Below are 25035 nucleotides of genomic sequence, written 5' to 3'. Positions count from 1 at the left end.
ATTGCAGAAGCATTGAGGTACATTGAAGTTCAATGAATAGAAGCCGTCGCAGTTTCATGACGATCTTGATGCTGGCCATAGCGCTCTCTGCGGCCGGCCCGATGTTCGTTTCCCATGCTGAGGCCAAGGATGGTGGCAGCGATGATGGCGGCGGCAGCAGCGGTGGGAGCGGTTCGAGCGGAGGCAGCGGCTCGTCGGGCTCTGGTTCGCCCGGATCCTCGGGTTCCAACTCGGGCAGCGGCAGTTCCAATTCCGGTCGTGGCGGCCGCGACGATCACGGGGATGATGACGGCGGCGACGACCACGGCGGAGGCGGCGGTAGCAGCGGCCGCGGCAGTGGCGGCCGGAACACCGATTCCGATCGCGCGCGCGACGCCGTTCGCGAGGGCCGGATCCTGCCGCTGAAGACCGTTCTGCAGCGGATCGACGCAAAACGCTACGGTCGGGTCATCGACGTCAATCTCCATCGATCCATGTTCGGCGATGTGTATCAAGTGAAAGTTCGCGACGGGACGGGCGCGATCAGGACATTGCGAGTCGACGCCCGCAACGGAGCATTGCTGGGAGGGTAGGGGCTATGCGTATCCTGTTGGCGGAGGACGATCCCAATATTTCCGGCCATGTGGTCGAACAGCTTGGGCGGGAAGGCTATCGCGTCGAGGTATTTGCAAGCGGGCCTGCTGTATGGGAAGAGGGCGAGACGGGCGATTACTCAGCCATCATCCTAGACCTCGGATTGCCCGGCATGGATGGCCTGTCGATCCTGAAACGCTGGCGCGGCGCGGGCATCAACACGCCGGTTCTTGTTCTCACTGCCCGCGGCTCGTGGATGGAGCGTGTCGACGGCTTTGATGCGGGAGCCGATGACTATCTGCCGAAGCCGTTTCGTACCGAGGAGCTGCTGGCTCGCCTGAGAGCGCTCCTGCGGCGCACCGGCGCCATCGCATCGCGCGTCAAATCCGCCAACCGCTTCACTCTCGATGAAAGCGCAAGGCGCGTCACCTTCGATGGACGCGAACTTGATCTCAGTCCGCTCGAATACCGGATGATAGCGCTTTTCATCGGCAAGCCCGGTGAGGTCCTGAGCCCGACCGAACTGGCGAGCCAGGTTCAGGGCCGTGATGACGATGCCGCCAAGAATGCCGTGGAAGCTATGGTGGCGCGGCTGCGCAAGAAGACGGACAGCGACGCCATCGAGACCCGGCGCGGCTTCGGCTATGTTCTTCCGGGGCGACCTCGGTGATCCACTCGCTGCATTTTCGCCTCGCTGCCGGAGCGCTTGTCGCGATCGCGCTGGCGTTGATGCTCGTCTGGGCGGTGCTTAGCCACCTGTTCGCGGATTATCTGGCCGACCAGTATTCCAACGAAATGACGTCGGTGATGGATTCGCTGGCGGCGCGGCTCAGCGTGGAGAATGGCGCTCTTGAATTGAAGAACGAGCCTGCCGACTCGCGCTTCCAGATCCCCGCCGGCGGCCGCTACTGGCAGATCTCTCCCGATGGCAACGAGGAGCCGCTGCGGTCTCGCTCGCTGTGGGACGAGGAGATCACCGCGGATGACCTGTCGAAGGACATGTATTGCGGGTTCCGGGAAACGGACGGGCCGGATGGCTCGCCGCTGCTGGTGTCGATGAAGACGATGGCGCTTGGCGAAGGCGCCGCAAAGAAGAATTTCACCGTCTATGCGGCTTTCTCCAAGCCCGAGATGGAAGCGGCGCTTGAAAGCTATCACCGGCCGTTGCGGCTGATGCTGCTTTCGACCGGCGGCATGCTGCTCCTCGCGGCGTTCTTGCAGGGGTGGGTGGGCTTGCGCCCGCTGGTGCGGCTTCGCGAGCGCGTTGCGGATATCAGGGCCGGCCGCAGCTCACATATCGGCACGCAGGGGCCGAGCGAGGTCAAGCCGCTGGTTCGTGAAATCAACCTGCTGCTCAGCGAGCGGGAGACGGCGATCGAGCGCGCCCGCGCGCGTGCCAGCGACCTCGCCCATGGTTTGAAAACGCCTCTCACGGTGCTGTCTCACCTGGTTGAAGCCTTGCCCGAGGACCAGCGCGAAACGGCTCTGCAACAGATCGAGCTGGTCCGCCAGCGCGCCGACCGACAACTGCAGGCCGCCCGCATGGGAGTGGAGCAAATGGCCACGACGTCGCTGCTCGGCATTGCAGGAAAGCTCGTCAATGTGCTGACGCCTTTCACCGAAGAGAAAGGAATCGACTGGCATCTCGATATCGACCCCGCCCTGACGGTTCAGGCGGACCCCGCGGACATCGCCGAGGCACTCGGCAACGTACTCGACAATGCCGTGCGCTTTGCCAGGACGCGCATCGATCTTTCCGCCGGTCGCTTGCAGGATGATGTCGTGCTCAGCGTTTCCGACGATGGACCCGGCGCCGATCCTGGTAAATACGATCTGATGCTGAAGCGCGGTGTCAGGATCGATGAAGGCACGGCAGGAACTGGGTTAGGGCTGGCGATCTCGGGCGATATCCTTGAGGCTTACGGCGGCCGGCTCGATCTTTCCGCCTCGCGGTGGGGCGGTCTGCAGGTGAAACTGATGCTTCCGGCCATGGCGAGCCGGCTTCCCGCCATTGCTTAGAAGATTCATTGGCCGCCCCGTTGCACTTTTATGACGCTGCGGTTATAAGCGCGCGTCCGAACTGACCGGCAGGGCATGCCGTGGCGGTTTCGAATGCTTGCGGAACGGTTCATCACCGGAGCCGCAGATCAACAACAAACGCTCCCGCACCTTGTTGCGACGGCCGGAAACCGGGCATCGCGAGAAGGCTTCTTTGATGAAGAGCAGGGGGTCCAGAAACGGAGTAGCAAAATGCCCAAGATGAAGACGAAGTCTGCTGCCAAGAAGCGGTTCAAGATCACCGCGACCGGCAAGGTCAAGGCTGCAGCTGCTGGCAAGCGCCATGGCATGATCAAGCGTACCAACAAGTTCATCCGCGATGCACGTGGCACGATGGTTCTCGCAGAACCCGATGGCCGCAAGGTCGTGAAGAACTACCTGCCGAACGGTCTCTAAGACTATTCCGCGAACGCTTTAGATTAAGGAGATCATGAAATGGCACGTGTAAAAAGAGGCGTTACCGCCCACGCCAAGCACAAGAAGGTTCTGAAGGCCGCTAAGGGCTTTTACGGCCGTCGCAAGAACACCATCCGCGCTGCGAAGGCTGCTGTCGATCGTTCGAAGCAGTACGCTTACCGCGACCGCAAGATCAACAAGCGCAACTTCCGCGCCCTCTGGATCCAGCGCATCAACGCCGCTGTCCGCGAATTCGGCCTGACCTACGGCCGCTTCATCGACGGCCTGAACAAGGCTGGCATCGAAGTCGACCGTAAGGTTCTCTCCGACATGGCAATCCATGAGCCGGAAGCATTCGGTGCACTCGTTGCTGCCTCCAAGAAGGCTCTCGAGTACCTGAAGGACGCCGGTACGAAGAACGAGTTTGAAGCAGCCGTCAACTAAGCCGGCGCTGTCAGAGCTTTTGCTTCGATGATTTAGAACCCGCGCTGGCCAGGCTTGCGCGGGTTCTTTGCATTCGGCGCGATGGCGATTGAGACGGCATTGCCCGCGATGGGCCGTTCCTCTCTCGACGTCGCGGGCTTTTTGTGGTGTGCCCGGTTGATTGGCCGCGTGCACATGGGTAGTGATCTGCGACGCTTCATCGTGGCGCTTGAGCTATTCGATGCATGTTTTCGTGAATTATCGACAAGACTGACGCCCTGTGAGGCAGGAAAAGATGACCGAACTCGAAACCCTGGAAAAGCAACTTCTGTCTGATGTGGCAGCCGCTGCCGACGAGCCGGCGATTGAAGCCGTGCGTGTTGGCGCGCTCGGCAAGAAGGGTTCGGTCTCCGAGCTCCTGAAGACGCTCGGTGCAATGACGCCGGAAGAGCGCCAGACGCGCGGCGCTGCCATCAACGCACTGAAGAACGCCGTCACCGACGCAATCACCGACCGCAAGGCGGAGCTGAAGAAGGCCGCGATCGATGCGCGCCTGAAGGCCGAGACGGTCGACGTCAGCCTGCCGGTACGCTCTTCGCCAGCCGAGCGCGGCCGTATCCATCCGATCAGCCAGATCATCGACGAAATCACCGCGATCTTCGGCGACATGGGTTTCTCGATCGCCGAAGGTCCGGATGTCGAGACCGACTACTACAATTTCACGGCGCTGAACTTCCCGGAAGGCCACCCGGCCCGCGAGATGCACGACACCTTCTTCTTCAATCCGGATGAGAACGGTGAGCGGAAGGTGCTGCGCACGCACACCTCGCCGGTACAAGTGCGCACCATGGAAGCGCAGAAGCCGCCGATCCGCATCATCATCCCCGGCAAGACCTACCGCCAGGATTCGGACGCCACGCACTCGCCGATGTTCCACCAGGTCGAAGGCTTGGTCGTCGACAAGAAGGCGAATGTCGCCAACATCCGCTGGGTGCTCGAAGAGTTCTGCAAGTCCTTCTTCGAGGTCGACAGTGTGACGATGCGCTTCCGCCCGTCCTTCTTCCCGTTCACCGAGCCGTCCTTCGAAGTCGACATCCAGTGCGACCGCTCCGGTCCGATCGTCAAGTTCGGCGAAGGCACCGACTGGATGGAGATCCTTGGCTGCGGCATGGTGCATCCGAACGTGCTCCGCGCCGGCGGTCTCGATCCCGATGAATACCAGGGCTTTGCCTGGGGCATGGGCCTCGACCGCATCGCCATGCTGAAATACGGCATGCCTGATCTGCGCGACTTCTTCAACGCCGACGTCCGCTGGATGACCCATTACGGCTTCCGCCCGCTCGACATGCCGACGCTGTTCGGCGGCCTGAGCGCGTAAGGGAGGATAGAGATTATGAAGTTCACACTCTCCTGGCTGAAGGATCATCTGGAAACGGATGCGACCCTCGATGAAATCTGCACCCGCCTGACCGAGATCGGGCTCGAGGTCGAGGACGTCGATGACAAGGCGGCGTTCAAGCCCTTCGTCATCGCCAAGATCCTGACCGCCGAGAAACACCCACAGGCCGATCGCCTCAAGGTTCTCTCCGTCGATACCGGCAAGGGCGCCCCCATTCAGGTCGTCTGCGGCGCTCCCAATGCGCGCGCCGGCTTGATCGGCGCCTTCGCGGCCCCCGGCACCTATGTTCCCGGCATCGACGTGACGCTAGCCGTCGGCAACATCCGCGGCGTCGAAAGCCACGGCATGATGTGTTCGGAGAAGGAGCTGCAGATCTCCGACAGCCACGATGGCATCATCGATCTCCCCGAGGATGCGCCGGTTGGTGAAAGCTACGCCGCCTACGCGCATCTCGACGATCCCATGATCGAGATCAACCTGACGCCGAACCGTCCGGATTGCACTTCGATCTACGGCATCGCGCGTGACCTGGCTGCTTCCGGCCTCGGCACGCTGAAGACACGCCCGGCACCGTCCTTCACTGTTGAAGGCGAGACGCCGGTGAGGCTGACGCTCGACCTTGACGATCCGAAGCTCTGCCCGGGCTTTGCGCTGCGTCTCGTACGCGGCGTCAAGAACGGCCCGAGCCCGAAATGGGTGCAACAGCGTCTGCTCGCTATCGGTCTTCGCCCGATCAACGCGCTCGTCGATATCACCAACTACATGACCTTCGACCAGGGTCGCCCGATGCACGTCTTCGACGCCGCCAAGGTCAAGGGCAACCTGACCGTCCGTCGCGCCAAGGACGGCGAGACGGTGCTTGCGCTCGATCAGCGCGAGTACAAGCTTGGGCCGAATAATGTCGTGATCGCCGATGCCGATGGCATCGAGTCGATCGGCGGCATCATGGGCGGCGAGCATTCCGGCTGCGACGAGAACACCACCGACGTCTTGATCGAGAGCGCTCTCTGGGATCCAATGAACATCGCGAAATCAGGCCGCGGCCTCGGCATCATCACCGATGCCCGCTACCGCTTCGAGCGCGGGGTCGATCCGGAGTATATGGTTCCCGGTCTCGAGCGCACCACCGAGCTGGTGCTCGAATTCTGCGGCGGCACGGCCGCCAAGGCAGAGGTCGTCGGCTACAAGGGTTATGACGCAAAGATCGTCGACTTCCCCTTCTCCGAGGTCAAGCGCCTGACGGGTCTTGAGGTTTCCACGCAGGAAAGCACCGAGATCCTGACGCGCCTCGGCTTCAAGGTTACCGGTTCGGGCGAACGCGTTTCCGTCGCCGTTCCCTCCTGGCGTCCCGATGTCGATGGCAAGGCCGACCTCGTCGAAGAGGTCATGCGCATCCACGGCGTCGACAACATCAAGCCGGCGCCGTTGGAAAGCCATGCAGCCGTCAACGGCAGGATCCTGACGACGCTGCAGATCCGCACTCGCATCGCCAAGCGCGCGCTTGCCTCGCGCGGCATGCTGGAAGCCGTCAATTGGTCGTTCATCTCAGAGGATCAGGCAAAGCTCTTCGGCGGCGGCTTGCCGGCACTCAAGCTTGCCAATCCTATTGCTGCCGATATGTCCGACATGCGCCCCTCGCTGCTCCCCGGCCTGCTGACGGCTGCCCAGCGGAATGGCGACAAGGGCTATGGCGACGTTGCGATCTTCGAGGTGTCCGGCACCTATGAGAACGACCGGCCGGAAGGCCAGCGCCGCGTTGCCGGCGGCGTCCGTCGCGGCACGGCATCGATGTCAGGCTCCGGCCGCATGTGGTCGAACGCTGCCAAGGGCGGCGGCAAGCCGGTGGACGTCTTCGACGCCAAGGCCGATGCGCTGGCCGTGATCGAAGCCTGCGGCCTGCCGATGGGCAACATCCAGATCGAGCAGGGCGGTCCCGAATGGTTCCACCCCGGCCGGTCCGGTACGATCAAGATGGGTCCGAAGGTCGTGCTCGGCTATTTCGGCGAGTTCCATCCCTCGACGCTGGAAGCGCTCGATGTCTCGGGCGCGCTCTGCGGCTTCGAGGTCTATGTCGACGCCATGCCCGAGCCGAAGAAGAAAGCCACCCGCACCAAGCCGGCGCTGGAACTGTCTGCCTTCCAGGCCGTCAAGCGCGACTTTGCCTTCGTCGTCGACAAGTCGGTGGAAGCCGGCGCGATCATCAAGGCCGCGACCGGTGCCGACCGCAAGCTGGTCACATCAGTCAATGTCTTCGACATCTTCGAGGGTCCGTCACTCGGTGAAGGCAAGAAGTCGGTAGCGATCGAAGTGCAGATCCAGCCGGTCGAGCGCACGCTGACCGACGAGGATTTCGAGGCGCTGACTGAGAAGATCGTTGCCAGCGTGACGAAGTTCACCGGTGGCGTTCTCAGAGCCTGAGGCCAAGATCTCCCGAAGCAAAGGGCCGGCGATCATTTCGCCGGCTCCGACTGCTGACGAAGTGTTCTTTTTGCGGAACATTCGGTTTCTCCGTCATGCCGGCCTTGTGCCGGCATCCAGCGGCACCGCGTCTGCGGTGCGAAAGGCCTTTTGCGCGCAAGGACTTGCGCGCGCTGGACCCCGGCTCATCGGCCGGGGTGACGAGAGAGAGAGCTTCCATCCCAATATGCTATAAGGCTTTGTCAGCAAGCTGGGCCGGCGATCGTCTCGCCGGCTTTTCTATGTGTGGAGATAGTAGAGCTTGTTGACGATCGTCCAGCGGCCGTCGATTTTCAGCATCGAGAGGTAATCGGTGAAGCGCATGCCGGCGAAATCGTCGCTGACCTTCACGCACGCCGCATCGCCGACGATGTCAAGCATCTGGATGTCCATGTGCGGCTGGGTTGTGGGTGGTGCCGAACCTTCGGCGACGATCGCGGCAATGAATTCTTCCCGGTTCAGCCACTCGACCGCGTTCTCGTAGTGCCCGATGATGTCGCACTGCGGATGGAAGGCCTTCCGCAATGCAGCTTCGTTGGCGAAGGTCATGCCCTCGACGTAGAGATGGACGACTGCTTCGATTGCCTGCTGGTCCGACATGTCTCACCTCGCCAGGAACATGCCCAATAGCATAGTGCAGCGAATGGGTGCGGCAAGATCGCCGGATGCGGCAGGGGGCAATCGATGCCTCCGCCTTTCGGCTAGAGGTTGGTCATCGCGAGCGACGCGTCGGAGTAGCGCTTGCCGGCAATCTTATCGAGCGAGATGGTCTCTGTCAGTTCGGTCAGCTCCGTCTTGCTCAGCACGATATCGGCTGCGGCGGCGTTCTGCTCGAGATGGTTCACCTTGCGAGCGCCCGGGATCGGCACGATGTCGTCGCCCTGGTGCAGGACCCAGGCGAGCGCCAGCTGTGCGGTGGTCACGCCCTTCTCCTTAGCAAGTGCCTCGAGCTTGGCCACGAGCGCGACATTGGCGTCGAAATTGTCCGACTGGAAGCGCGGCAGCTGGCGCCGGAAATCGTCGGCGCCAAGATCCTCCGGCTTCTGGATCGCGCCCGTCAGAAAGCCACGGCCAAGCGGGCTATAGGGCACGAAGCCGATCCCGAGTTCGCGGCAGGTGTGGAGAACGCCGTTTTCCGGGTCGCGGGTCCAGAGCGAATATTCGCTCTGCAGTGCTGCGATGGGGTGGACGGCATGGGCGCGGCGGATCGTGGCGCTGCCGGCTTCCGAAAGGCCGAGTGCGCGAACCTTGCCTTCGCGTACCAGCTCGGCCATCGCGCCGACGGTCTCCTCGATCGGCACATTGGGGTCGACACGATGCTGGTAGAAAAGGTCGATCGTTTCGACGCCGAGCCGTTTCAGAGAGGCTTCTGCCACTCGCTTCACGTTTTCCGGGCGGCTGTCGACCCCGGTCAGGGCTGCGGCGCCGGATTTATTCGGATCCAGCTTGAAGCCGAACTTGGTGGCGATGACGACGCGATCGCGCACGGGCTTCAATGCCCGGCCGAGGAGCTCTTCATTGGTGTAGGGGCCGTACATTTCGGCCGTGTCGAAGAAGGTGATACCGAGATCGACGGCACGGTTCAGCGTCCTGATCGACTCGTTTTCGTCACTGGCGCCATAGGCGAAGCTCATGCCCATGCAGCCGAGGCCGACGGCAGAGACTTCAAGGTCGTTTCCGAGTTTGCGGGTTTTCATGCGGGGCTCCTTTGTGAGCGAAAGGTCAAACCACGGTCGATGCCGGGTACTGATGAAACCTAGCGCCCCATCAGCCTTCAAAAAATAGGTGCAATCCGTAACAGGCTGTTCTAATTATTCGATCAATGAACCGCACGCAGCTTGCCCAACTCGTCGTTCTCGCCGCCGTTTCCGAACGACGAAGTTTTCGCGCGGCCGCCAAGGAGCTGGAAATTGCGCCATCCGCCGTCAGCCACGCGATCTCGCGCCTGGAAGAAAGCCTCGGCGTCCGGCTGCTGGCACGGACGACGCGCAGTGTCGCGCCGACGGAGGAGGGGCGTCTGCTGCTGCAGCGCCTGAAGCCGGCGCTTGATGAAATCGGGATCGCGCTAGAAGCGGTCACCGAGGCGGGTGGAAGGCCGGCCGGAAATCTGCGCATCTCCGCGCCGCGTTTTGCCTCGGATATCCTGCTTGCGCCGCGGCTTGGCGAATTCCTGAACCGCTATCCTGATATCACCCTCGAAATCGCCAACGAGGATGGGTTCACCGATATCGTTCGGGAAGGTTTCGACGCCGGCATTCGCCTGGAGGAGAGCCTCGAGGCGGACATGATCGCCGTGCGGGCCTCGCCGAATCTGACCACGGTGATTGCGGGTTCTCCCGACTATTTTGAGCGGCACCCGAAACCCTTGCACCCCTCCGATCTGGTTCACCACCGCTGCATCAAGCGGCGTTTTACAAACGGCACGATCTATCGCTGGGAATTCGAAAAGGACGGCCAGGAGCTGGTTGTGGGAGTCGATGGTCCCCTGATCGTCAGTGAGGACAGGCTGGGATTGATCGCGGCGCTGAATGGCGTGGGGCTCGCCTATCTGTTCGACCTGCGCGTCGAGCACGAACTGGCAAGCGGCAAGCTCGTCCGTGTGCTGGAGGACTGGTGTTCGCCCTATCCGGGGCCATTCATCTACTATCCGAGCCGGCGCCAGATGCGGCCAGCTCTGCGTGCCTTCATCGACTTCTTCCGTTATGTCGGGTGAAGCGGAGGGATGCCGTTGGGCATCCCGCCGGATCGACGGTCAGGCCGCGGCCTTCTGGTTGGCAGCCGTCATGGCCAGCTTCGACAAAGTCCTGTCGGTTGCCGCTTCTTCCTGCAGCGTCTTGTCGAGCAGGGCAACGACGTCCTTCTTGCCGAGGGTCTGCGCCCAGGTCTTCAGCGTGCCGTAGCGGGCGATCTCGTAGTGCTCCACTGCCTGCGCAGAGGAGATGAGACCGGCATCGATAGCCGGCGAGCCCTTGAACTCATCGATGATCTCTTCGCCCTCGGCAATGATGCCCTGGATCGCCTCGCAGGTCTTGCCCTGGGCGCGCTTGCCGACGAGGTCAAAGACCTGCTGCAGGCGCTCGACATGTCCCTCGGTCTGCTCGCGATGCTTTTCGAAGCCGGCCTTCAGCTCTTGCGATTGAGCCGCCCGCGCCATTTTCGGCAGGGTGCGCAGGATTTGCCGTTCGGCAAAATAGATGTCCTTGAGCGTATCGTAGAATAGATCGTCGAGGGTCTTTTCTTTGGCCATTGTCTCTACCTTCCTGGGTGTGGGGGATCCGCGCTTCCTTGGTGGGGAGCTACGGACGCTAGGGAAAGACAAGAGGTAGCTAATTGTTCCGGTCGTTTTCGGGTTGCGTTGATCGCCGGGGGAGGCAGAGTGAGACGTTCAACCAACGGGAGCTTTTCGTGAAGAAACCTGGATCGATGAAGGGCCTGGAGGAACTCGGGCGTGCGCGCCTTTCGAAGAATTTCTTCCTCCGTGATTTCCTGCATTCCGAAATCGCCGATTTCTATCGCATTCCGAATATCCCCGAAAATCCCGATCTGGCGATCGAAGCGGGAAGGCGGCTCTGCGAGGAGTTGCTGGAACCGCTGCAGGCGACGTTCGGCCGGCTGCACATCCGTTCCGGCTATCGCTCGCCTGAGGTCAACCAGTTCGGCAACCGCAACAACCTCAACTGCTCGTTAAATGCCGCGACGGCCGCCGATCACATCTGGGACCTGCGCGATTTCGATGGCTGCATGGGTGCCACCGCCTGTGTCGTCGTCCCGTGGATGGTCGACAACTACAGCAACGAAGAGGACTGGCAGAGGCTGGCATGGTGGATCCACGATCATCTGCCCTATGCCTCGCTCTGCTTCTTCCCGAAGCTCTGGGCCTTCAACATCCAATGGCACGAACGCCCGCGCCGGGTCATCCAGAGCTATGTGAGGCCACGCGGCATCCTGACGAAGCCGGGCATGGGGAACTGGGAGGGCAGCCACGCCGGCTTGTATGAGGGCTTCCCGCCGCTCAGAAATTGATGCGGTAGCGGATGTGCCCGTCGTTCTCGACATAGCTGTCGTAGAGCGCCCGCGCCGTCTTGTTCTGTTCGCTGGTGTGCCAGTAGAGCCGCGACCAGCCGTTCTTCTTGCAGAGCGAAACGAGATCGTCCATCAAGGCGCGGCCCGCACCCTTTCCGCGTGCGGCCGGATCGACGAAGAGGTCTTCGAGATAGCAGTCCTTGCCACGGATCCAGGTGCCCTCATGCGTCAGGCTGAGGGTGAAACCCATCATCTTGCCGTCCACCTCGGCGACACGCATGAAGATCGCAGACGCCGGATCGAAGACCCGGCGCCATGTCGCATCGGTGATGTCGGGATCGACCGTGACCTCGTAGAAGGCGAGATAGCCGGCCCAAAGCTCGCGCCAGCGCGCTTCGTCCTCGGGCTTCGCATCGCGGATCGTCACGGTCATCGGTCCCTCCCGTCAGGCGGCGCCGGCCCTGTCGAGCAGCGCCATCGCGTCATCGGAGAGTGAAAGCGTCGCTGACTTGGTCAAGCTCTGAAGCTGCGACAGGCTGGTAGCACTGGCGATCGGCGCCGTCACGCCCTTCTTTCTGAGCAGCCAGGCAAGCGCGATCTCTGCCGGCTTGGCGCCGGTTTCCGCCACGACCTTGTCGAGCGCTGCCAAAATGCGCAGTCCCTTGTCGTCGAGATATTGCGCCACCCGGCCTTCGCGGGCGCGGCCTTCCGTATCGGCCTTCGTGCGATACTTTCCGGAGAGAAAGCCGGCGGCAAGGCTGAAATAGGTGATGACGCCGATATCTTCCTTGACGCAGAGATCAGCCAGCGGTCCCTCGAAGCTCGCGCGTGCATAGAGATTGTATTCCGGCTGGATGACATCGTAGCGCGGCACGCCGGCCCTCTCGGCGGCATCGAAGGACGCCTGAAGCTGCGTGGCGTCGAGATTGGAGCAGCCGATCGCGCGGATCTTGCCCTGCTGCTTCAGCTTGGCGAAGGCGCCGAGCGTCTCCTCATAGGGCGTGTTCTCGTCCGGCCAATGCGAGAGATAGAGGTCGATATAGTCGGTCTGCAGCCGGCGCAGCGAATCCTCAACCGCCTTCAGGATATAGGTTTCCTTCAGCGTCTTGCCCTGACCCATGTCGGAGCCGACCTTGGTGACGACGACAGCCTTGTGGCGGGACACCTTGCCGCGCTTCAGCCACTTGCCGATGATCTCCTCGGACTCGCCGCCCTTGTTGCCCGGCACCCACGCTCCATAGACGTCGGCCGTGTCGATCGTGTTGAAGCCCGCGTCGAAGAAGGCATCGAGAATATCGAAGGACGTCTTCTCGTCGGCGGTCCAGCTGAAGACGTTGCCGCCCAAGACGATCGGGGCGATCGAAAGGCCGGTTTTTCCAAGACGGCGCATATCCATAGCGCTCTCCTAAAGTGCAGGATTGATTGAAATCGTTGACGCGGCAGAACACCGCCGAAGTCTAACCTAGCGTGGCTTCGAACGAATGGAAACCAACTCCGCGATTTGTGATCGCGCCATTGCGCCGCCGTGGCCGGCTTACTAAGGTGCGCAAAAATCGAACCAGAAGGACCCAGGCTATGCTGCGTTTTGGTATTCTTTCGACCGCAAAGATCGGCCGTGAACTCGTCGTACCCGCCATTCAGGATGCGGAAAACTGCGTCGTGACGGCCGTTGCGAGCCGCGATCTGGCGAGGGCTCGCGAGATGGCGGATCGTTTTTCCGTTCCGCACGCCTTCGGCTCCTACGAGGAGATGCTCGCTTCCGACAAGATCGATGCCGTCTATATTCCGCTGCCAACCTCGCAGCACGTCGAGTGGACGATCAAGGCCGCCGATGCCGGCAAGCACGTGCTCTGCGAAAAGCCGATCGCGCTCAAGGCAGACGAGATCGACAGCCTGATTGCCGCCCGCGACCGCAACAAGGTTCTCATCACCGAAGCCTACATGGTCATCTACGCACCGGTCTGGCGGAAGGTTCGCTCGCTGATAACGGACGGCGCGATTGGCACACTCCTGCATGTTCAGGGCGCCTTCACCTATTTCAACCGCGACCCCGGCAACATGCGCAACATTCCCGAACTCGGCGGCGGCGCGCTGCCTGATATCGGCGTCTATCCGACGATCGGCACACGCTTTTCTACCGGCAAGGAGCCGCTGCGCGTCCAGGCCGTCACCCGCCGCGACCCGGAATTCGGCACCGACATCTATTCCAGCGTCAAGGCCGATTTCGGCGATTTTGAACTGACCTTCTATATCGCTACCCAGATGGCGAACCGCCAGGTCATGGTTTTCCATGGCACCGACGGCTTCATCGAGGTGAAGTCACCGTTCAATGCTGACCGCTGGGGCGCCGAGGAGATCGAACTCACCAACCGCAGCCACAATGAATCAACGATCTTCCGCTTCCCCGACAGCCGCCAGTACAAGCGCGAAGCCGAGGCCTTTGCGCGCGCTGCCAAGGGTGAGAATGAAGAGGTGGTGACGCTGGAGAGCTCGAAGCTCAGCCAGAAGTTCATCGATGCGATCTACCGCGCCAGCGAGAAGGACGGCTGGGAGCCCGTCTGAGCTCAGTCGCCTCGAAAAACGAAGCGGGAATAGCCGACGAAGCTGAAGACCGTGGACGCGGCGGTGGAAAGAACCATCGCCGCGAGTGGCTGCAAGTCAGGTAGCCGCAGCAGCAGCGCCGAATAAAGCCCATAGTTCACCAGCGCCGCCGTCACCCCGACGGAGCCGTAGCGAAATCCCTCGACGGCGAGCGAGTGTCCCGAGCGATCGAAGGTGAATGTTCTGTTGAAGATCCACGTCGCTGCCATTGCCAGAGCGATCGCGATCACGCGAGCAATGAATGGGCCAAGCGGCGTGATATGCAGCAAGAGCGCAAGAACGCCCGCATCGACCATAAAGCCAAGGCCGCCAGCAATCCCGAAGCGGAGCAGCTTCTTCATCTGGTGCTGATCTTGGCCGACTGTTGATGATAATCGTCGAGATCATCAGCCAGCAAGGGTGTCTGCTCGCGCGGGCGCGGAGCCATAAGGCTCATATAGTGGATGCGAAGCTGCTCTGCGCGGGCGCGCGAAACGGAATCGAGGATCACGCCGGCGGTAAACATCATGAACGACACCATGATCAGTGCCATAGACAGGACCCATGTCGGCATTCGGCTCACGAGACCCGTTTCAAAATACTCGAAGAGGACGGGCGTCATGAATCCGAGACTCCCTGACATAAAAATCGCGCTGATGATGCCAAAGAACACGAAGGGCCGCGTTTCCTTCATCAGCATCGCGAACATCCAGAGGATCTTGGCGCCATCCTTGAAGGTCGAAAGCTTCGAGTGAGAACCTTCCGGCCGACGGCCGTAATCCAGTTCCAGCTCGCTGACAGGCAGCTTCAGACGCGACGCATGCACGGACATTTCCGTTTCGATCTCGAAGCCTTCCGAGACGGCAGGGAAACTCTTGACGAAGCGTCGCGAGAAGACGCGGTAGCCCGAGAAGATATCGGTGAAATCGGTACCGAAGATCGTCCGGTACATCATGTTGAAGATCTTGTTGCCGAAGGCATGCCCCTGCCTGCCGGCATCCGAATGGACGCCGCGCCGTGTGCCGACGACCATGTCGGCGCGCTCCGTCAGCAGGGTGCGGATCAGTTCCTCAGCATCGTCGGGCGAGTAGGTGCCGTCGCCATCGGCCATGATGTAGATGTCGGCGTCGATGTCGGCGAACATGCGCCGGACAACGTGGCCTTTGCCCTGCCGACGTTCGCGCACCACGTGGGCACCGGCAAGCATCGCGTGGAGTGCCGTGCCATCCGTGGAGTTGTTGTCGTAGACGTGGATGGGGGCGCCCGGCAACGCAGACTTGAATCCCCGGACAACGGCGCCGATCGTCGAGGCCTCGTTGTAGCAGGGCAGGAGCACGGCAATATTCAGATTGTCGATACGCGATCCGGTCATGATCACACCCGCGGCGAAGAAATCTCGACAAGAATAGACGGCGCGCGTTAACAAGTGGCTATGGAGCCGGCGAAAACTGCGCGTGAGCAGGACTTTTACGGTTTCTTGACCGGCGAACGGTAGGATCTTGGCACTCAAACGGTGAGATCCGCTTCATGACGAATGTAGCCCAGATGATCCCTGGTTCCACATCGGCATCGCCGATCGCCAAGCTGCGCGCCATGATGACCCGGTTATGGCCATCGGTGCTTTTTTACAGCGCTGTCCTTATTGCCGCGATCCTCGCTCTGAAGCTGCCTAGCGCGACCGACTATGTCGGCGCCGATAATGATGACGGGATGCGGCTTGTCGAAGTGCGTGATTTCCTGAACGGGCAGGGCTGGTTCGACCTCATGCAATACCGCATGGGACTCGGTGATGGTACGCTGATGCACTGGTCCCGGCTGATCGACCTTCCGATCGCGACGCTGATCCGGTTTTTCGGCTTCTTTTTCCCGCAAGAGCGGGCAGAGGCGGTTGCGCTGGCCGTCTGGCCGCTGTCGCTGATCGTTCCGAGCCTGTGGGCCATGGGACTTGCCGGCCGCCGCATCGGCGGCACGTTCGGCATGCATGTCGCCTTGGGGCTCACCGCTCTGCTCCTGGTTCCGAACAACCGCTTTCTGCCGGGCGCCATCGACCACCATAACGTCCAGTTTGCACTGGTCGCCATCATGACGGCGATGTTGCTCGACGAAAACCATCGGCCGCTCAGCTACGCCGTCGCCGGGCTGGCGGCCGCGATGGCGATCGCGATTGGGGCCGAAACGACGCCGTTCGTGGCGGTGGTATGCGTTGTCGTCGCCGTTTCGTGGGCTTGGGAAGGCGAGCCGTTCGCGCGCGCTGCCAAGGCTTTCGGGCTCGCCCTGGCTCTGTCCATCAGCCTGCTTTTCGTCGGAACCGTTCCGCCAAGGCTTTATTCGGCCGTGACCTGCGATAACCTGTCGCTCGGCTATTACAGTCTTGCGGCCATCGGCGGCGGGCTGTTGCTCTTTGCCGCCACGTTCGCGAGCGGACGGAGCCGACTGCTGCGATTTGCGGCCGTCGGCGGGATCGGCGCGGTCGTGCTCGTCTCCGCCGTCACGATCGCTCCGCAGTGCCTTCATAGTCCGCTGGCCGACCTCGATCCGCTTCTTGTCGAGCTCTGGTTGGACCGCGTGCAGGAGGCACAGTCGATCCTTGGCGCCAATTGGCAGGACCCTTTTACGCTTGGCTTCTACTATTCGACTGGGGCTTTTGCGCTTGCCGTCTGCGTGTTCCGCCTCGCTTACGGCGATCGCGTGCGGGTCCATCTTGTTCTGCTGTCCCTTCTCGCCGTCAGTTGGACAATCGCCGCGGTGCAAGTGCGCGGCACCGCGTTTTCCAATCTTCTTGCAATCCTGCCGCTGACATTGCTGATCATCGACATGCGCCGGTTATCGGCCAGTGACAGCGAAGATGTCGCGGCCGCCTTTTGCTACCTTTCCACGGTTCTCTTAAGCGTGGCGGCGGTGTGGGGGTTAGCGGGGGGGCTTATCGGCATGCAGATGGGGAATGGTGAAAGCATCCTGCAGACCGCACCGGCAAAACCGTCCTGCTCGTCGAAGTCGTCGATCGCGCCTTTGGCCGATTTGCCGGCCGGCCTGGTGGTCGCGCCGTCGGACGTCGGTGTGTCGATCCTTCGCTTTACCGGCAATCGCATACTGGCGGCGCCGTATCATCGAAACCAGGGCGGCATGCTGACAGAAATACATATTGGCCTGGCAGAACCGCAGGAAGCCGAGGCCTTCCTGAAGGGGGTAGGGGCTACGGTCCTTGCCTATTGCGCCGACAATCCGCAGACCAGGGAGCTTACGAAAATGAAGCCGGACGGCCTCTATGCGCAACTGGCGAAGGGCGTCGTTCCGGCTTACCTGCAATCCATACCGACGCCCGGGGGCGCGCCCATCCGGCTCTTCCGTTACATTCCCACCGGCTCGTAAGGCCTAGATGAAGCGTCGGCGGTCCCGGCTGCGATCGAAGGCGTAGAGGCCAAGCAGGCAGATCATGAGACCAGCGTCATAGCAGACGATGGCGGCCGCAAGATCAAGAATGGATGTGGATGAGACCCAGGCCGCACCAGCATAGGCGACGCAGATGAGGCAGCCGACCAACACCATCGAAAAGATCGAGCGCATTGGCGCGGTAGCGAAACCAAGTGTTGTGGTCGTCAGAGCGATCATCAGCCTCTCCTGAGTCGCGGCAGCATAGGCGTGTCCATCTTACCGAACAATTAATCTCGCGGCTTATTACCTTTTTCCCCAGTGGTTGCAACCGGCACGATTCCGGCCTGCAGCACAAAGGCAAGCGAGGTCAGCCCAAGAATGCTCTCTGCCGTGGTGCCGGTGGCGTGGACCCGAGAGATTCGAAGTGGCAGGACCGAGCCGTCTGGAACCGAAACAAAGGTGAGCGCCTGCCCAGACGCCACGGTCACGACAAGGTCTCCACCGATGCCGACATAGACTGCCCTCGTGATCTCAACGAGGTCAAGACTGTCATTGGGGATGATGGCGAAACCGGCGCTCGCGGGACCGGTGAGCGAAGGGGCATGGGAGGCGAAACGGTCGGACATGGAAAACTCCTCTTGTCGGTTGTCCGATCTTCGCTCCGCAAGGATTGCCGGGGGAAACGGAGAGGTGATCGATTCGCCTGCTTTCCGGTTCGGCCGATCTAAGCTGTTGATGCTGAACGAAAAATAAGGGTGCCGTCGGCTTTGGCTACGGAAGAGCGCATAAAATCATCCCCCTTTGGAGGCTGCTCTTTGCCGCCTCATCGGCTAGAACAGGATCATGAGCAACGTCTTCGAGAATGATTCGCCGAGCAATCTTACCGAGTACTCGGTTTCGGAGCTGTCCGGCTCGATCAAGCGCACGGTCGAGACAGCCTTCGACCAGGTGCGCGTGCGCGGCGAAATTTCCGGATACCGGGGCCCGCACTCTTCCGGTCACGCCTATTTTTCCTTGAAGGATGACCGTGCCCGTATCGATGCCGTCGTCTGGAAGGGCAACTTCTCAAGGCTGAAATTCCGTCCCGAGGAAGGGATGGAGGTAATCGCCACCGGTAAGATCACGACCTTCCCGGGTTCATCGAAATATCAGATCGTCATCGAGACGCTGGAGCCGGCCGGCGCCGGCGCGCTGATGGCGCTGATCGAAGAGCGCAAGCGCCGGCTTGGCGCCGAGGGCCTGTTCGACCCGTCCCGCAAGCGGCGGCTTCCCTTCATGCCAAAGGTGATCGGTGTCGTGACGTCGCCCACAGGCGCCGTCATTCGCGACATTCTCCACCGCATCTCCGATCGCTTCCCGGTTCATGTCATCGTCTGGCCGGTAAAGGTGCAGGGCGAAGGCTCGGGCGAGGAAATCGCCAATGCCATCCGAGGCTTCAACAGCTTCGAGACGCGTGGGGACATGCCCCGCCCTGATGTCCTGATCGTCGCGCGTGGCGGCGGCAGCCTCGAGGATCTCTGGAGCTTCAATGACGAAATCGTCGTACGCGCGACGGCCGAAAGCCAGATTCCGCTGATCTCTGCGGTCGGCCACGAAACGGATTGGACGCTGATCGACTACGCTGCCGATGTGCGTGCACCGACCCCGACCGGTGCGGCTGAAATGGCCGTTCCCGTGAAGGCCGAACTGGAGGCGCAGACGGCCGCTCTTGGCGCCCGCCTACAGGGTTGCATGAGCCGCCGCATGGATCACCATCGCCAGTCCGTCCGGGCGCTGGTCCGCGCCCTGCCGTCGCTGGATCAGCTCTTGGCGCTGCCGCGTCGCCGGTTCGACGAGGCTGCCGCCGGTCTCGGCCGCGGCCTCGAACTCAACACGATCAACAAGCGCCGCAGCTTCGAGCGAACGGCGGCGCATTTGCGGCCCGATGTCCTCTCGAACCGTATCACCGAGCGCCGCCAGTATCTCAACGAACGGATCACGCGTGCGGAGCGCACGATCGAGCGTTTTATCGAGCGTTCCAGAGCACCAGTCAGTCGTGCGGATGCTATTTTTGCGACATTGCCGGCTCGTCTGAAGACGCAGACATCGCGGCTGCGCGACCGTCTCGCCAATCTATCGCGTCACGCCGACACAGCGGTGGCGCATCAGCTGACGCGGGCACGCGGCGAGGTCGCGGCGCAGTATCGCGTGCTGCAGTCGTTGTCCTACGAGAATGTCTTGAAGCGCGGCTTTGCAGTTATCCGGGACGATGAGAATAGGCCGGTGTCACAGGCTGCAATGTTGTCCGCAGGCTCGGGTATCTCAATCCAATTCGCGGATGGTCGCGTCGGCGCGGTGACCACCGAGGGGCTCCCGTCTTCATCCACGTTGAAGAAACGAGCACAAAAACCACAGGATGAGCAGGCGCCGCCAAAGCAAGGCACTCTCTTCTAGATAGGTGCTGACGACCCAATCCTGGGGCGACATCATTGAAATGCAACATATACGTGTCATTATCCCCGATAAACGGGAGGGCGTGACATGAGACTTGCATCCTTCAATGTCGAAAACCTGTTCGACCGCGCAAAGGCGATGAACCTGGAAACCTGGGCCGACGGCCGGGTTGTTCTCGACCGCTTTGCCGAACTGGAGAAGTTGCTGGGGCAGGTGACCTACAGCGAAGCCGACAAGGCGCGCATGGCCACGCTGATCATCGAGCTCGGCATGGAGGGGAGTGATACGGGTCCCTTCGTCATTCTTCGGCGCAATAGGGGCAGTCTTCTGAAACGGCCGAGAGCCGGCGGCGTGGTCATCACCGCCAACGGTCGCATCGACTGGGTCGGATCGCTGGAATTGCGTGACGAGCCGATCAACGAGATCGCCATGCAGAACACGGCGCGCGTCATGAGTGATCTCGAGGCCGATATTCTCGGCATCGTTGAAGTCGAGAGCCGGCCTGTGCTCACCGCTTTCAACACCCAGGTGCTGCCGGCCGTTGGCGGCAACCCCTTCACGCAGGTCATGGTGATCGACGGAAATGACGAGCGGGGCATCGATGTCGGGCTGATGACCCGAAAGGGTTTAGCGCTCGACATCATGCGCAGCCACGTCGATGACAGGGACGCGGCAAGCAACCCGATCTTCTCGCGCGATTGCCCCGAATATTACGTGACGACGCTCGGGGGAACGACGCTGCTTGTCATGGTCAATCATTTCAAGAGCAAGGGTTTCGGCAGCGCTCAGTCCTCCGATGCTCGCCGGCACGCGCAAGCGCAGCGGGCGCGCGAGATCTACGAGAAGCGTCTCGCGGAAGGATTCGACCACATCGCACTGATCGGCGACCTCAACGACACGCCGGATAGCGCCCCGCTGGCGCCGTTGAAGGAGAGCACGTTGAAGGATGCCTTTACGCATCCCGCGTTCGATGACGGTGGCTTTCCTGGGACCTTCGGTCTTGGCAACGCCGGAAACAAGATCGACTACCTGTTCCTGTCGCCGAAGCTTTTTGACAAGGTCGAGCGAGGCGGTGTCTTCCGCAAGGGCGCCTGGCCCGGAAGCCGGCCGAAACGCTGGGAGACCTATCCGGAACTCACCGAGCCGAAACACGCGGCGTCGGATCATGCCGCCATCTGGGTTGACCTGCACATCTGAGGCCAAAGACAGGGAGGCTGCCGTCCGTCGATGCCACGGCACACACGAGGAGGGCTGCTGGCCCGGCTACTCGAATGTCGCCAGAAACTTGCGCAGCAGGGCGTCGAGCTGGGCCTTCTCCTCCGCGCTGAAACCCTGCGTCAAGCGTTGCTGATTGGCGACGTGGAGGCCGACGGCACTTTCCACGGCGGCAAATCCGGCTTCGGTCAGGGCGATGAGAACACTTCGCCGATCATCCGGATTGAGAACGCGCTCGACCAGGCCCGCTTTCTCCAACTGGTCGATCCGGTTGGTCATGGTGCCGGAACTGACCATCGTCATGGAGAGCAAATCGCCGGGGGAGAGCCGGTATGGCGCGCCTGAACGCCTGAGGGTTGCCAGCACATCGAAGGACGAGGAGGAGAGTCCCTGCTGCTGCAGCACCTGGTCGACCTCGCGGGCGAGGTGCGTCGTCAGCCGCTTCAGTCGCCCCATGATGCCCATCGCCTCGGTATCGAGGTCGGGGCGCTCGTTTTTCCATTGCGCAAGTATCTTGTCGACGCGATCCATCGGTCAGCCCGTTCTTCTGCGAAGACTGTTATCATCGCGTATCTTGACGTCAAGATAAATGGCGCTACATTGTATTTATCTTGATGTAGAGATTCTTGATATGAAGAAAACTCAGGCACCGCTTTCTGAGGTGCTGATCACGGCGTTGGCTCCGACGATCTGGGGCAGCACCTATTTCGTCACGACATCCTTTCTTCCGCACGGATATCCGCTGACGGTCGCCTTCCTGCGGGCTCTGCCGGCCGGGCTTCTGCTGCTTGCGATCGTCCGGCAGCTGCCGCAGGGAATCTGGTGGCTTCGCGCCTTCGTGCTCGGTGGCCTGAATTTCTCGTTCTTCTGGGCAATGCTGTTCGTGTCGGCCTATCGTCTGCCGGGCGGTGTTGCCGCGACCGTCGGAGCCATTCAGCCGCTCATCGTCATCCTGCTGTCGCGCATCTTCCTCGGCCGGCCGATCCACGCCGTTGCCGTTGGGGCCGGCGTGGTCGGGATGACAGGTGTGGCACTTCTCGTGCTCACACCCAATGCGGCGCTCGATCCGATCGGCGTTGCCGCCGGCATTGCGGGGGCGGTTTCGATGGCATTCGGCACGGTGCTGACGCGACGTTGGGTTCCGCCGGTTTCGAATCTGGCCTTTACCGCATGGCAGCTCACGGCCGGCGGCATCCTGCTCGCGCCCGTCGCCTTCTTCGTCGAACCCACACTGCCGGTGCCGACCGCGGCCAATGTGCTGGGCATCGCCTATCTTGGCCTGATCGGCGCAGCGTTCACCTATTTGCTGTGGTTCCGGGGGCTCGCGCGTATCGAACCGTCAGCTGCGGCCTCGTTGGGCTTCCTGAGCCCGGTCACCGCCACCTTTATCGGTTGGCTGGCTCTCGGGCAAAGCCTGACGCCCGCGCAGATCTTCGGCTTCGCGATGGTGCTCGCGAGCGTCTGGCTCAGTCAGCGCACGATGTCGGTCAGGCCCACTCGCCCTGACGCATCACCGGAACCCGCGAGCCGTCCGGCTTGATGCCGTCGATATCGACCTGGCCGGAGCCGATCATCCAGTCGATGTGGATCAGGCTCGAGTTGCCGCCTTGCGCCTTGATCTGCTCCTGCGTCAGGCTTGCGCCGTTGACGAAGCACTTCGAATAGCACTGGCCGAGCGCGATGTGGCACGAGGCGTTCTCGTCGAACAGCGTGTTGTAGAAGAGAATGCCGCTGGCCGAGATCGGCGAGGAATGCGGCACCAGCGCCACTTCGCCCAAGCGGCGCGCGCCCTCATCGGTATCCAGCACCTTGTTCAGCACTTCCTCGCCACGCGAAGCCTTCGCTTCGACGATCCGGCCGCCTTCGAAGCGAACCCGGATGTTGTCGATCAGCGTTCCCTGATGGGACAGCGGCTTGGTGCTCGAAACATGGCCTTCGACGCGCAACGCATGCGGGGTCGTGAAGACTTCCTCGGTCGGAATGTTCGGATTGCAGGTAATGCCGTTCTTGGCCGTCGACGAGCCGCCGTGCCACTCGTGACCGTCGGCAAGACCGACCGTCAGATCGGTGCCAGGTCCCCTGAAGTGCAGCGAGGCGAAGCGCTCGCCATTCAGCCAGTGCGAGCGTTTGGCGAGATTGGCATTGTGCTCGGCCCAGGCCGCAATCGGGTCTTCGACATCGACGCGCGACGCCGCGAAGATCGCCTTGGCGAGCTTGGCAACGGCGATTGCTTCCGGATCGTCAGGGAAGACGAGCGCTGCCCAGGACGGGTTGGGGTAGGAGACGATGTTCCAATTGATGTCGAAATTCGAGATCTTTTCCAGCGCCGGCTTGTAGGCCGCCGAGTTCGCCCGGTTGGCACGGCCGACCTTTGCCGGATCCTGTTCCGAAAGCAGCATCGGATTGTCGCCAGAAACCGCAAGGCGTGCAGTGCCTTTGGCATAGGCCTTGGCCATGCCGTCGTAGAGCCAGTCGGAGGCGCGATCGAAGCTCTGATCACTGCCATATCGGTAGCGCGCCAGCGTCGAATCCTCGTCCGAATAGAACGCTGTCACCAGCCCGGCACCTGCCATATAGGCATGCTGGGTAATCAGGCGCACGAGGGGCAGGGCGACGACCGGGGCCGTGATCACGAGATCCTGGCCCGTCTGCAGCTGCAGCCCGACCTTGACGGCCACCTCCGCCAGTTTCTCAAGCTTTACGGGATCCACGGAGGTCTGGCTTTGCGGCATGAAATTCATGATCGGTCACTCCTCGAACAAAACGGATTGGCCGGTAGACTTAGACCCCTTTACGGCGAAATTGAAGCTCGCTTGTCGACCGATGGCAGCTCTTTGCCGCCATCGGCCCACACGCGGGATTAGGCCGCCGAAACGGATGGCTGCTGCAACAGCACCGCGTCGTGGCGCTTCAGGAAGGCCATCAGCCGGTCGGCATAGTCAGGTCCGACGGCGGCCTTCACGCTCGGTCTCTCGGACAGCGCTGTCCGCCAGGCCTGGACGCGGGGCAGGCCGGCAAAAATGCCGCTGCCGCCGATGGCGTCGAAGACGTCGAAGTAGCGAAAGATCGGCGCAAACACGGCATCGACCAGGCTGAAGTCCACGCCCGCAAAGTAGGGGCCATCCTTCAGTTCCGCCTCGATGGTGGCGAACTTTGATGCGAGCACCTGCCGCTTCGCCTCCAGCTGCGCGCGATCCTGCGTCGTTTCGTAGACCCAGAGATCGGAGAGGATCGAAGAGCCGAACTCCATCCAGCCGCGGTGGCGGGCGCGTGTCAGCGGGTCGGATGGATGAAGGCGGCGGCCGTCCTGCGTCTCCTCCAGGTATTCACAGATTACGCTGCTTTCAAAGAGCACGTCCTGACTGCCGTCGCTGAGGCGAATGCAAAGCAGAGGCACCTTGCCGAGCGGCGAGACCTCCAGGAACCAGCGCGGTTTGTCCGCGAGGTCGATATTCACGCGCTCGAACGGCACTCCTTTTTCCGCAAGCGCGATCGCGGCGCGCTGTACGTAGGGGCAAAGGTGGTGGCTGACGAGCAGCAGAGCGGAACCGGATATTTGAGGTGGCAAATGATCCATCTTGGCAATCTCCATTGTAGATGCAATTGCATGTAACAGCTGTTGCGCCAGGATTCAAGATAGATGTAAATGCATGTATGAGTGAAAAGACGAATAGAGCCACGCCCTCCGATGCGGTGATCGATGCCTGGATCGGGCTGATGCGCGCGCAGCAGCGACTGCTCGGTCAGATCGAAGCGGATCTCAAGCAGGCCGGGCTCCCAGCGCTCGGCTGGTACGACGTGCTCTGGGAACTGGTGCGGTCGCCGCAGGGCAAGTTGCGGCCATTCGAGATCGAAGAACGAACGTTGCTAGCCCAATACAATCTTTCGCGACTGATCGACCGCCTCGAGAAGGCAGGGCTGGTGCAGCGCCAGAGCTTCGATCAGGACGGGCGCGGGCAGTGGGTAGTCGTAACCGAGGAGGGACGCGCGCTGCAGAAGCGCATGTGGAAGGTCTATGCCAGAGCCATCGAGGAGAACTTCGGCGCCAAGCTGAGCGAGGTTGATGTCGCGACGCTGACCTCGCTGTTGTCACGCTTCAGCTGAGA

The 25035-nt window shown here is 61.6% G+C and carries 27 protein-coding genes; 15 read left to right on the top strand and 12 right to left on the bottom strand.

Going from position 1 to position 25035, the window contains the following annotated elements:
• Nucleotides 1–32: 32 nt before the first annotated feature.
• The 7 genes from AF71_RS01360 (at nt 33) to pheT (ending at nt 7267) form a co-directional block, all read left to right on the top strand.
• Nucleotides 33–572, top strand: coding sequence for a hypothetical protein (locus AF71_RS01360; protein ID WP_169679377.1), 540 nt, complete (start codon nt 33–35; stop codon nt 570–572).
• A gap of 5 nt (nt 573–577) precedes the next feature.
• A complete protein-coding gene (locus AF71_RS01355) occupies nt 578–1243 on the top strand; it encodes a response regulator transcription factor (RefSeq protein ID WP_018855233.1) in 666 nt (221 codons plus the stop codon).
• On the top strand, nt 1240–2592 hold the full coding sequence (locus AF71_RS01350; RefSeq protein WP_169679374.1) for a HAMP domain-containing sensor histidine kinase: 1353 nt from the start codon (nt 1240–1242) through the stop codon (nt 2590–2592). The genes AF71_RS01355 and AF71_RS01350 overlap by 4 nt, the downstream gene beginning before the upstream one ends.
• Nucleotides 2593–2823: 231 nt before the next feature.
• Entirely contained in the window at nt 2824–3027 is a 204-nt protein-coding gene (gene rpmI, locus AF71_RS01345; RefSeq protein WP_007529267.1) for a 50S ribosomal protein L35, read from the top strand.
• Nucleotides 3028–3066: 39 nt separating this feature from the next.
• The gene (rplT, locus tag AF71_RS01340; protein ID WP_007798644.1) at nt 3067–3471 is read left to right on the top strand and encodes a 50S ribosomal protein L20; all 405 of its coding nucleotides are present in this window, start codon (nt 3067–3069) and stop codon (nt 3469–3471) included.
• A 274-nt stretch (nt 3472–3745) separates the two neighbouring features.
• Entirely contained in the window at nt 3746–4828 is a 1083-nt protein-coding gene (pheS, locus tag AF71_RS01335; protein ID WP_018855230.1) for a phenylalanine--tRNA ligase subunit alpha, read from the top strand.
• A gap of 15 nt (nt 4829–4843) precedes the next feature.
• Nucleotides 4844–7267, top strand: coding sequence for a phenylalanine--tRNA ligase subunit beta (gene pheT / locus AF71_RS01330; RefSeq protein WP_169679371.1), 2424 nt, complete (start codon nt 4844–4846; stop codon nt 7265–7267).
• A gap of 279 nt (nt 7268–7546) precedes the next feature.
• Here the strand turns inward: pheT and AF71_RS01325 are convergent, their stop codons facing one another.
• Nucleotides 7547–7906, bottom strand: coding sequence for a nuclear transport factor 2 family protein (locus AF71_RS01325; protein WP_018855227.1), 360 nt, complete (start codon nt 7904–7906; stop codon nt 7547–7549).
• A gap of 101 nt (nt 7907–8007) precedes the next feature.
• Complete coding sequence (locus tag AF71_RS01320) at nt 8008–9003, bottom strand: aldo/keto reductase (protein WP_018855226.1); 996 nt, start codon at nt 9001–9003, stop codon at nt 8008–8010.
• 125 nt (nt 9004–9128) lie between these two features.
• Between AF71_RS01320 and AF71_RS01315 the strand changes: the two genes are divergently transcribed.
• Entirely contained in the window at nt 9129–10019 is an 891-nt protein-coding gene (locus tag AF71_RS01315; protein ID WP_018855225.1) for a LysR family transcriptional regulator, read from the top strand.
• A 39-nt stretch (nt 10020–10058) separates the two neighbouring features.
• Here AF71_RS01315 and AF71_RS01310 read toward each other — a convergent pair whose 3' ends face one another.
• The gene (locus tag AF71_RS01310) at nt 10059–10553 is read right to left on the bottom strand and encodes a ferritin-like domain-containing protein (protein ID WP_169679368.1); all 495 of its coding nucleotides are present in this window, start codon (nt 10551–10553) and stop codon (nt 10059–10061) included.
• Between the two features lie 158 nt (nt 10554–10711).
• Between AF71_RS01310 and AF71_RS01305 the strand changes: the two genes are divergently transcribed.
• Nucleotides 10712–11329, top strand: coding sequence for a hypothetical protein (locus tag AF71_RS01305; protein ID WP_025658617.1), 618 nt, complete (start codon nt 10712–10714; stop codon nt 11327–11329).
• On the opposite strand, the gene AF71_RS01300 is transcribed toward AF71_RS01305, so the two are convergent.
• Nucleotides 11319–11762 (bottom strand): GNAT family N-acetyltransferase, encoded by a 444-nt coding sequence (locus AF71_RS01300; RefSeq protein WP_018855222.1) that lies wholly within the window; start codon nt 11760–11762, stop codon nt 11319–11321. The genes AF71_RS01305 and AF71_RS01300 overlap by 11 nt on opposite strands.
• 12 nt (nt 11763–11774) lie before the next feature.
• Nucleotides 11775–12725 carry an aldo/keto reductase gene (locus AF71_RS01295; protein ID WP_018855221.1) on the bottom strand — a complete coding sequence of 317 codons (951 nt, stop codon included), beginning with the start codon at nt 12723–12725 and terminating at the stop codon, nt 11775–11777.
• Between the two features lie 179 nt (nt 12726–12904).
• Between AF71_RS01295 and AF71_RS01290 the strand changes: the two genes are divergently transcribed.
• Nucleotides 12905–13891 (top strand): Gfo/Idh/MocA family oxidoreductase, encoded by a 987-nt coding sequence (locus AF71_RS01290; protein ID WP_169679365.1) that lies wholly within the window; start codon nt 12905–12907, stop codon nt 13889–13891.
• A 2-nt stretch (nt 13892–13893) separates the two neighbouring features.
• Here the strand turns inward: AF71_RS01290 and AF71_RS01285 are convergent, their stop codons facing one another.
• Together AF71_RS01285 and AF71_RS01280 are read right to left on the bottom strand one after the other, a co-directional pair.
• Nucleotides 13894–14271, bottom strand: coding sequence for a GtrA family protein (locus tag AF71_RS01285; protein ID WP_018855219.1), 378 nt, complete (start codon nt 14269–14271; stop codon nt 13894–13896).
• On the bottom strand, nt 14268–15281 hold the full coding sequence (locus AF71_RS01280) for a glycosyltransferase (RefSeq protein ID WP_169679362.1): 1014 nt from the start codon (nt 15279–15281) through the stop codon (nt 14268–14270). Before AF71_RS01280 ends, AF71_RS01285 begins: the two co-directional genes overlap by 4 nt.
• A 155-nt stretch (nt 15282–15436) precedes the next feature.
• On the opposite strand from AF71_RS01280, the gene AF71_RS01275 reads away from it, so the two are divergent.
• Nucleotides 15437–17278 (top strand): hypothetical protein, encoded by a 1842-nt coding sequence (locus AF71_RS01275; protein ID WP_169679359.1) that lies wholly within the window; start codon nt 15437–15439, stop codon nt 17276–17278.
• 3 nt (nt 17279–17281) lie between these two features.
• Here AF71_RS01275 and AF71_RS01270 read toward each other — a convergent pair whose 3' ends face one another.
• Together AF71_RS01270 and AF71_RS01265 are read right to left on the bottom strand one after the other, a co-directional pair.
• A complete protein-coding gene (locus tag AF71_RS01270; RefSeq protein ID WP_018855216.1) occupies nt 17282–17518 on the bottom strand; it encodes a hypothetical protein in 237 nt (78 codons plus the stop codon).
• A 50-nt stretch (nt 17519–17568) separates the two neighbouring features.
• Entirely contained in the window at nt 17569–17907 is a 339-nt protein-coding gene (locus tag AF71_RS01265) for a hypothetical protein (RefSeq protein WP_169679357.1), read from the bottom strand.
• A gap of 217 nt (nt 17908–18124) precedes the next feature.
• On the opposite strand from AF71_RS01265, the gene xseA reads away from it, so the two are divergent.
• A complete protein-coding gene (gene xseA, locus AF71_RS01260; RefSeq protein WP_062371444.1) occupies nt 18125–19714 on the top strand; it encodes an exodeoxyribonuclease VII large subunit in 1590 nt (529 codons plus the stop codon).
• A gap of 87 nt (nt 19715–19801) precedes the next feature.
• Nucleotides 19802–20911, top strand: coding sequence for an endonuclease/exonuclease/phosphatase family protein (locus AF71_RS01255; RefSeq protein WP_169679352.1), 1110 nt, complete (start codon nt 19802–19804; stop codon nt 20909–20911).
• A gap of 66 nt (nt 20912–20977) precedes the next feature.
• On the opposite strand, the gene AF71_RS01250 is transcribed toward AF71_RS01255, so the two are convergent.
• A complete protein-coding gene (locus AF71_RS01250) occupies nt 20978–21460 on the bottom strand; it encodes a MarR family transcriptional regulator (protein WP_062371439.1) in 483 nt (160 codons plus the stop codon).
• Nucleotides 21461–21560: 100 nt separating this feature from the next.
• Between AF71_RS01250 and AF71_RS01245 the strand changes: the two genes are divergently transcribed.
• Complete coding sequence (locus AF71_RS01245) at nt 21561–22469, top strand: EamA family transporter (RefSeq protein ID WP_018855210.1); 909 nt, start codon at nt 21561–21563, stop codon at nt 22467–22469.
• On the opposite strand, the gene AF71_RS01240 is transcribed toward AF71_RS01245, so the two are convergent.
• On the bottom strand, nt 22417–23670 hold the full coding sequence (locus AF71_RS01240; protein ID WP_018855209.1) for an aminopeptidase: 1254 nt from the start codon (nt 23668–23670) through the stop codon (nt 22417–22419). The genes AF71_RS01245 and AF71_RS01240 overlap by 53 nt on opposite strands.
• Nucleotides 23671–23789: 119 nt before the next feature.
• Nucleotides 23790–24506 (bottom strand): glutathione S-transferase family protein, encoded by a 717-nt coding sequence (locus AF71_RS01235; protein ID WP_062371499.1) that lies wholly within the window; start codon nt 24504–24506, stop codon nt 23790–23792.
• Nucleotides 24507–24583: 77 nt separating this feature from the next.
• On the opposite strand from AF71_RS01235, the gene AF71_RS01230 reads away from it, so the two are divergent.
• Nucleotides 24584–25033 carry a MarR family winged helix-turn-helix transcriptional regulator gene (locus tag AF71_RS01230; RefSeq protein WP_082728561.1) on the top strand — a complete coding sequence of 150 codons (450 nt, stop codon included), beginning with the start codon at nt 24584–24586 and terminating at the stop codon, nt 25031–25033.
• The last annotated feature ends 2 nt before the right edge of the window (nt 25034–25035 follow it).

Source organism: Rhizobium sp. 57MFTsu3.2, assembly GCF_012932765.1.
Classification (GTDB): domain Bacteria; phylum Pseudomonadota; class Alphaproteobacteria; order Rhizobiales; family Rhizobiaceae; genus Rhizobium; species Rhizobium altiplani.
This window is presented reverse-complemented; position numbering and strand designations above follow the sequence as displayed.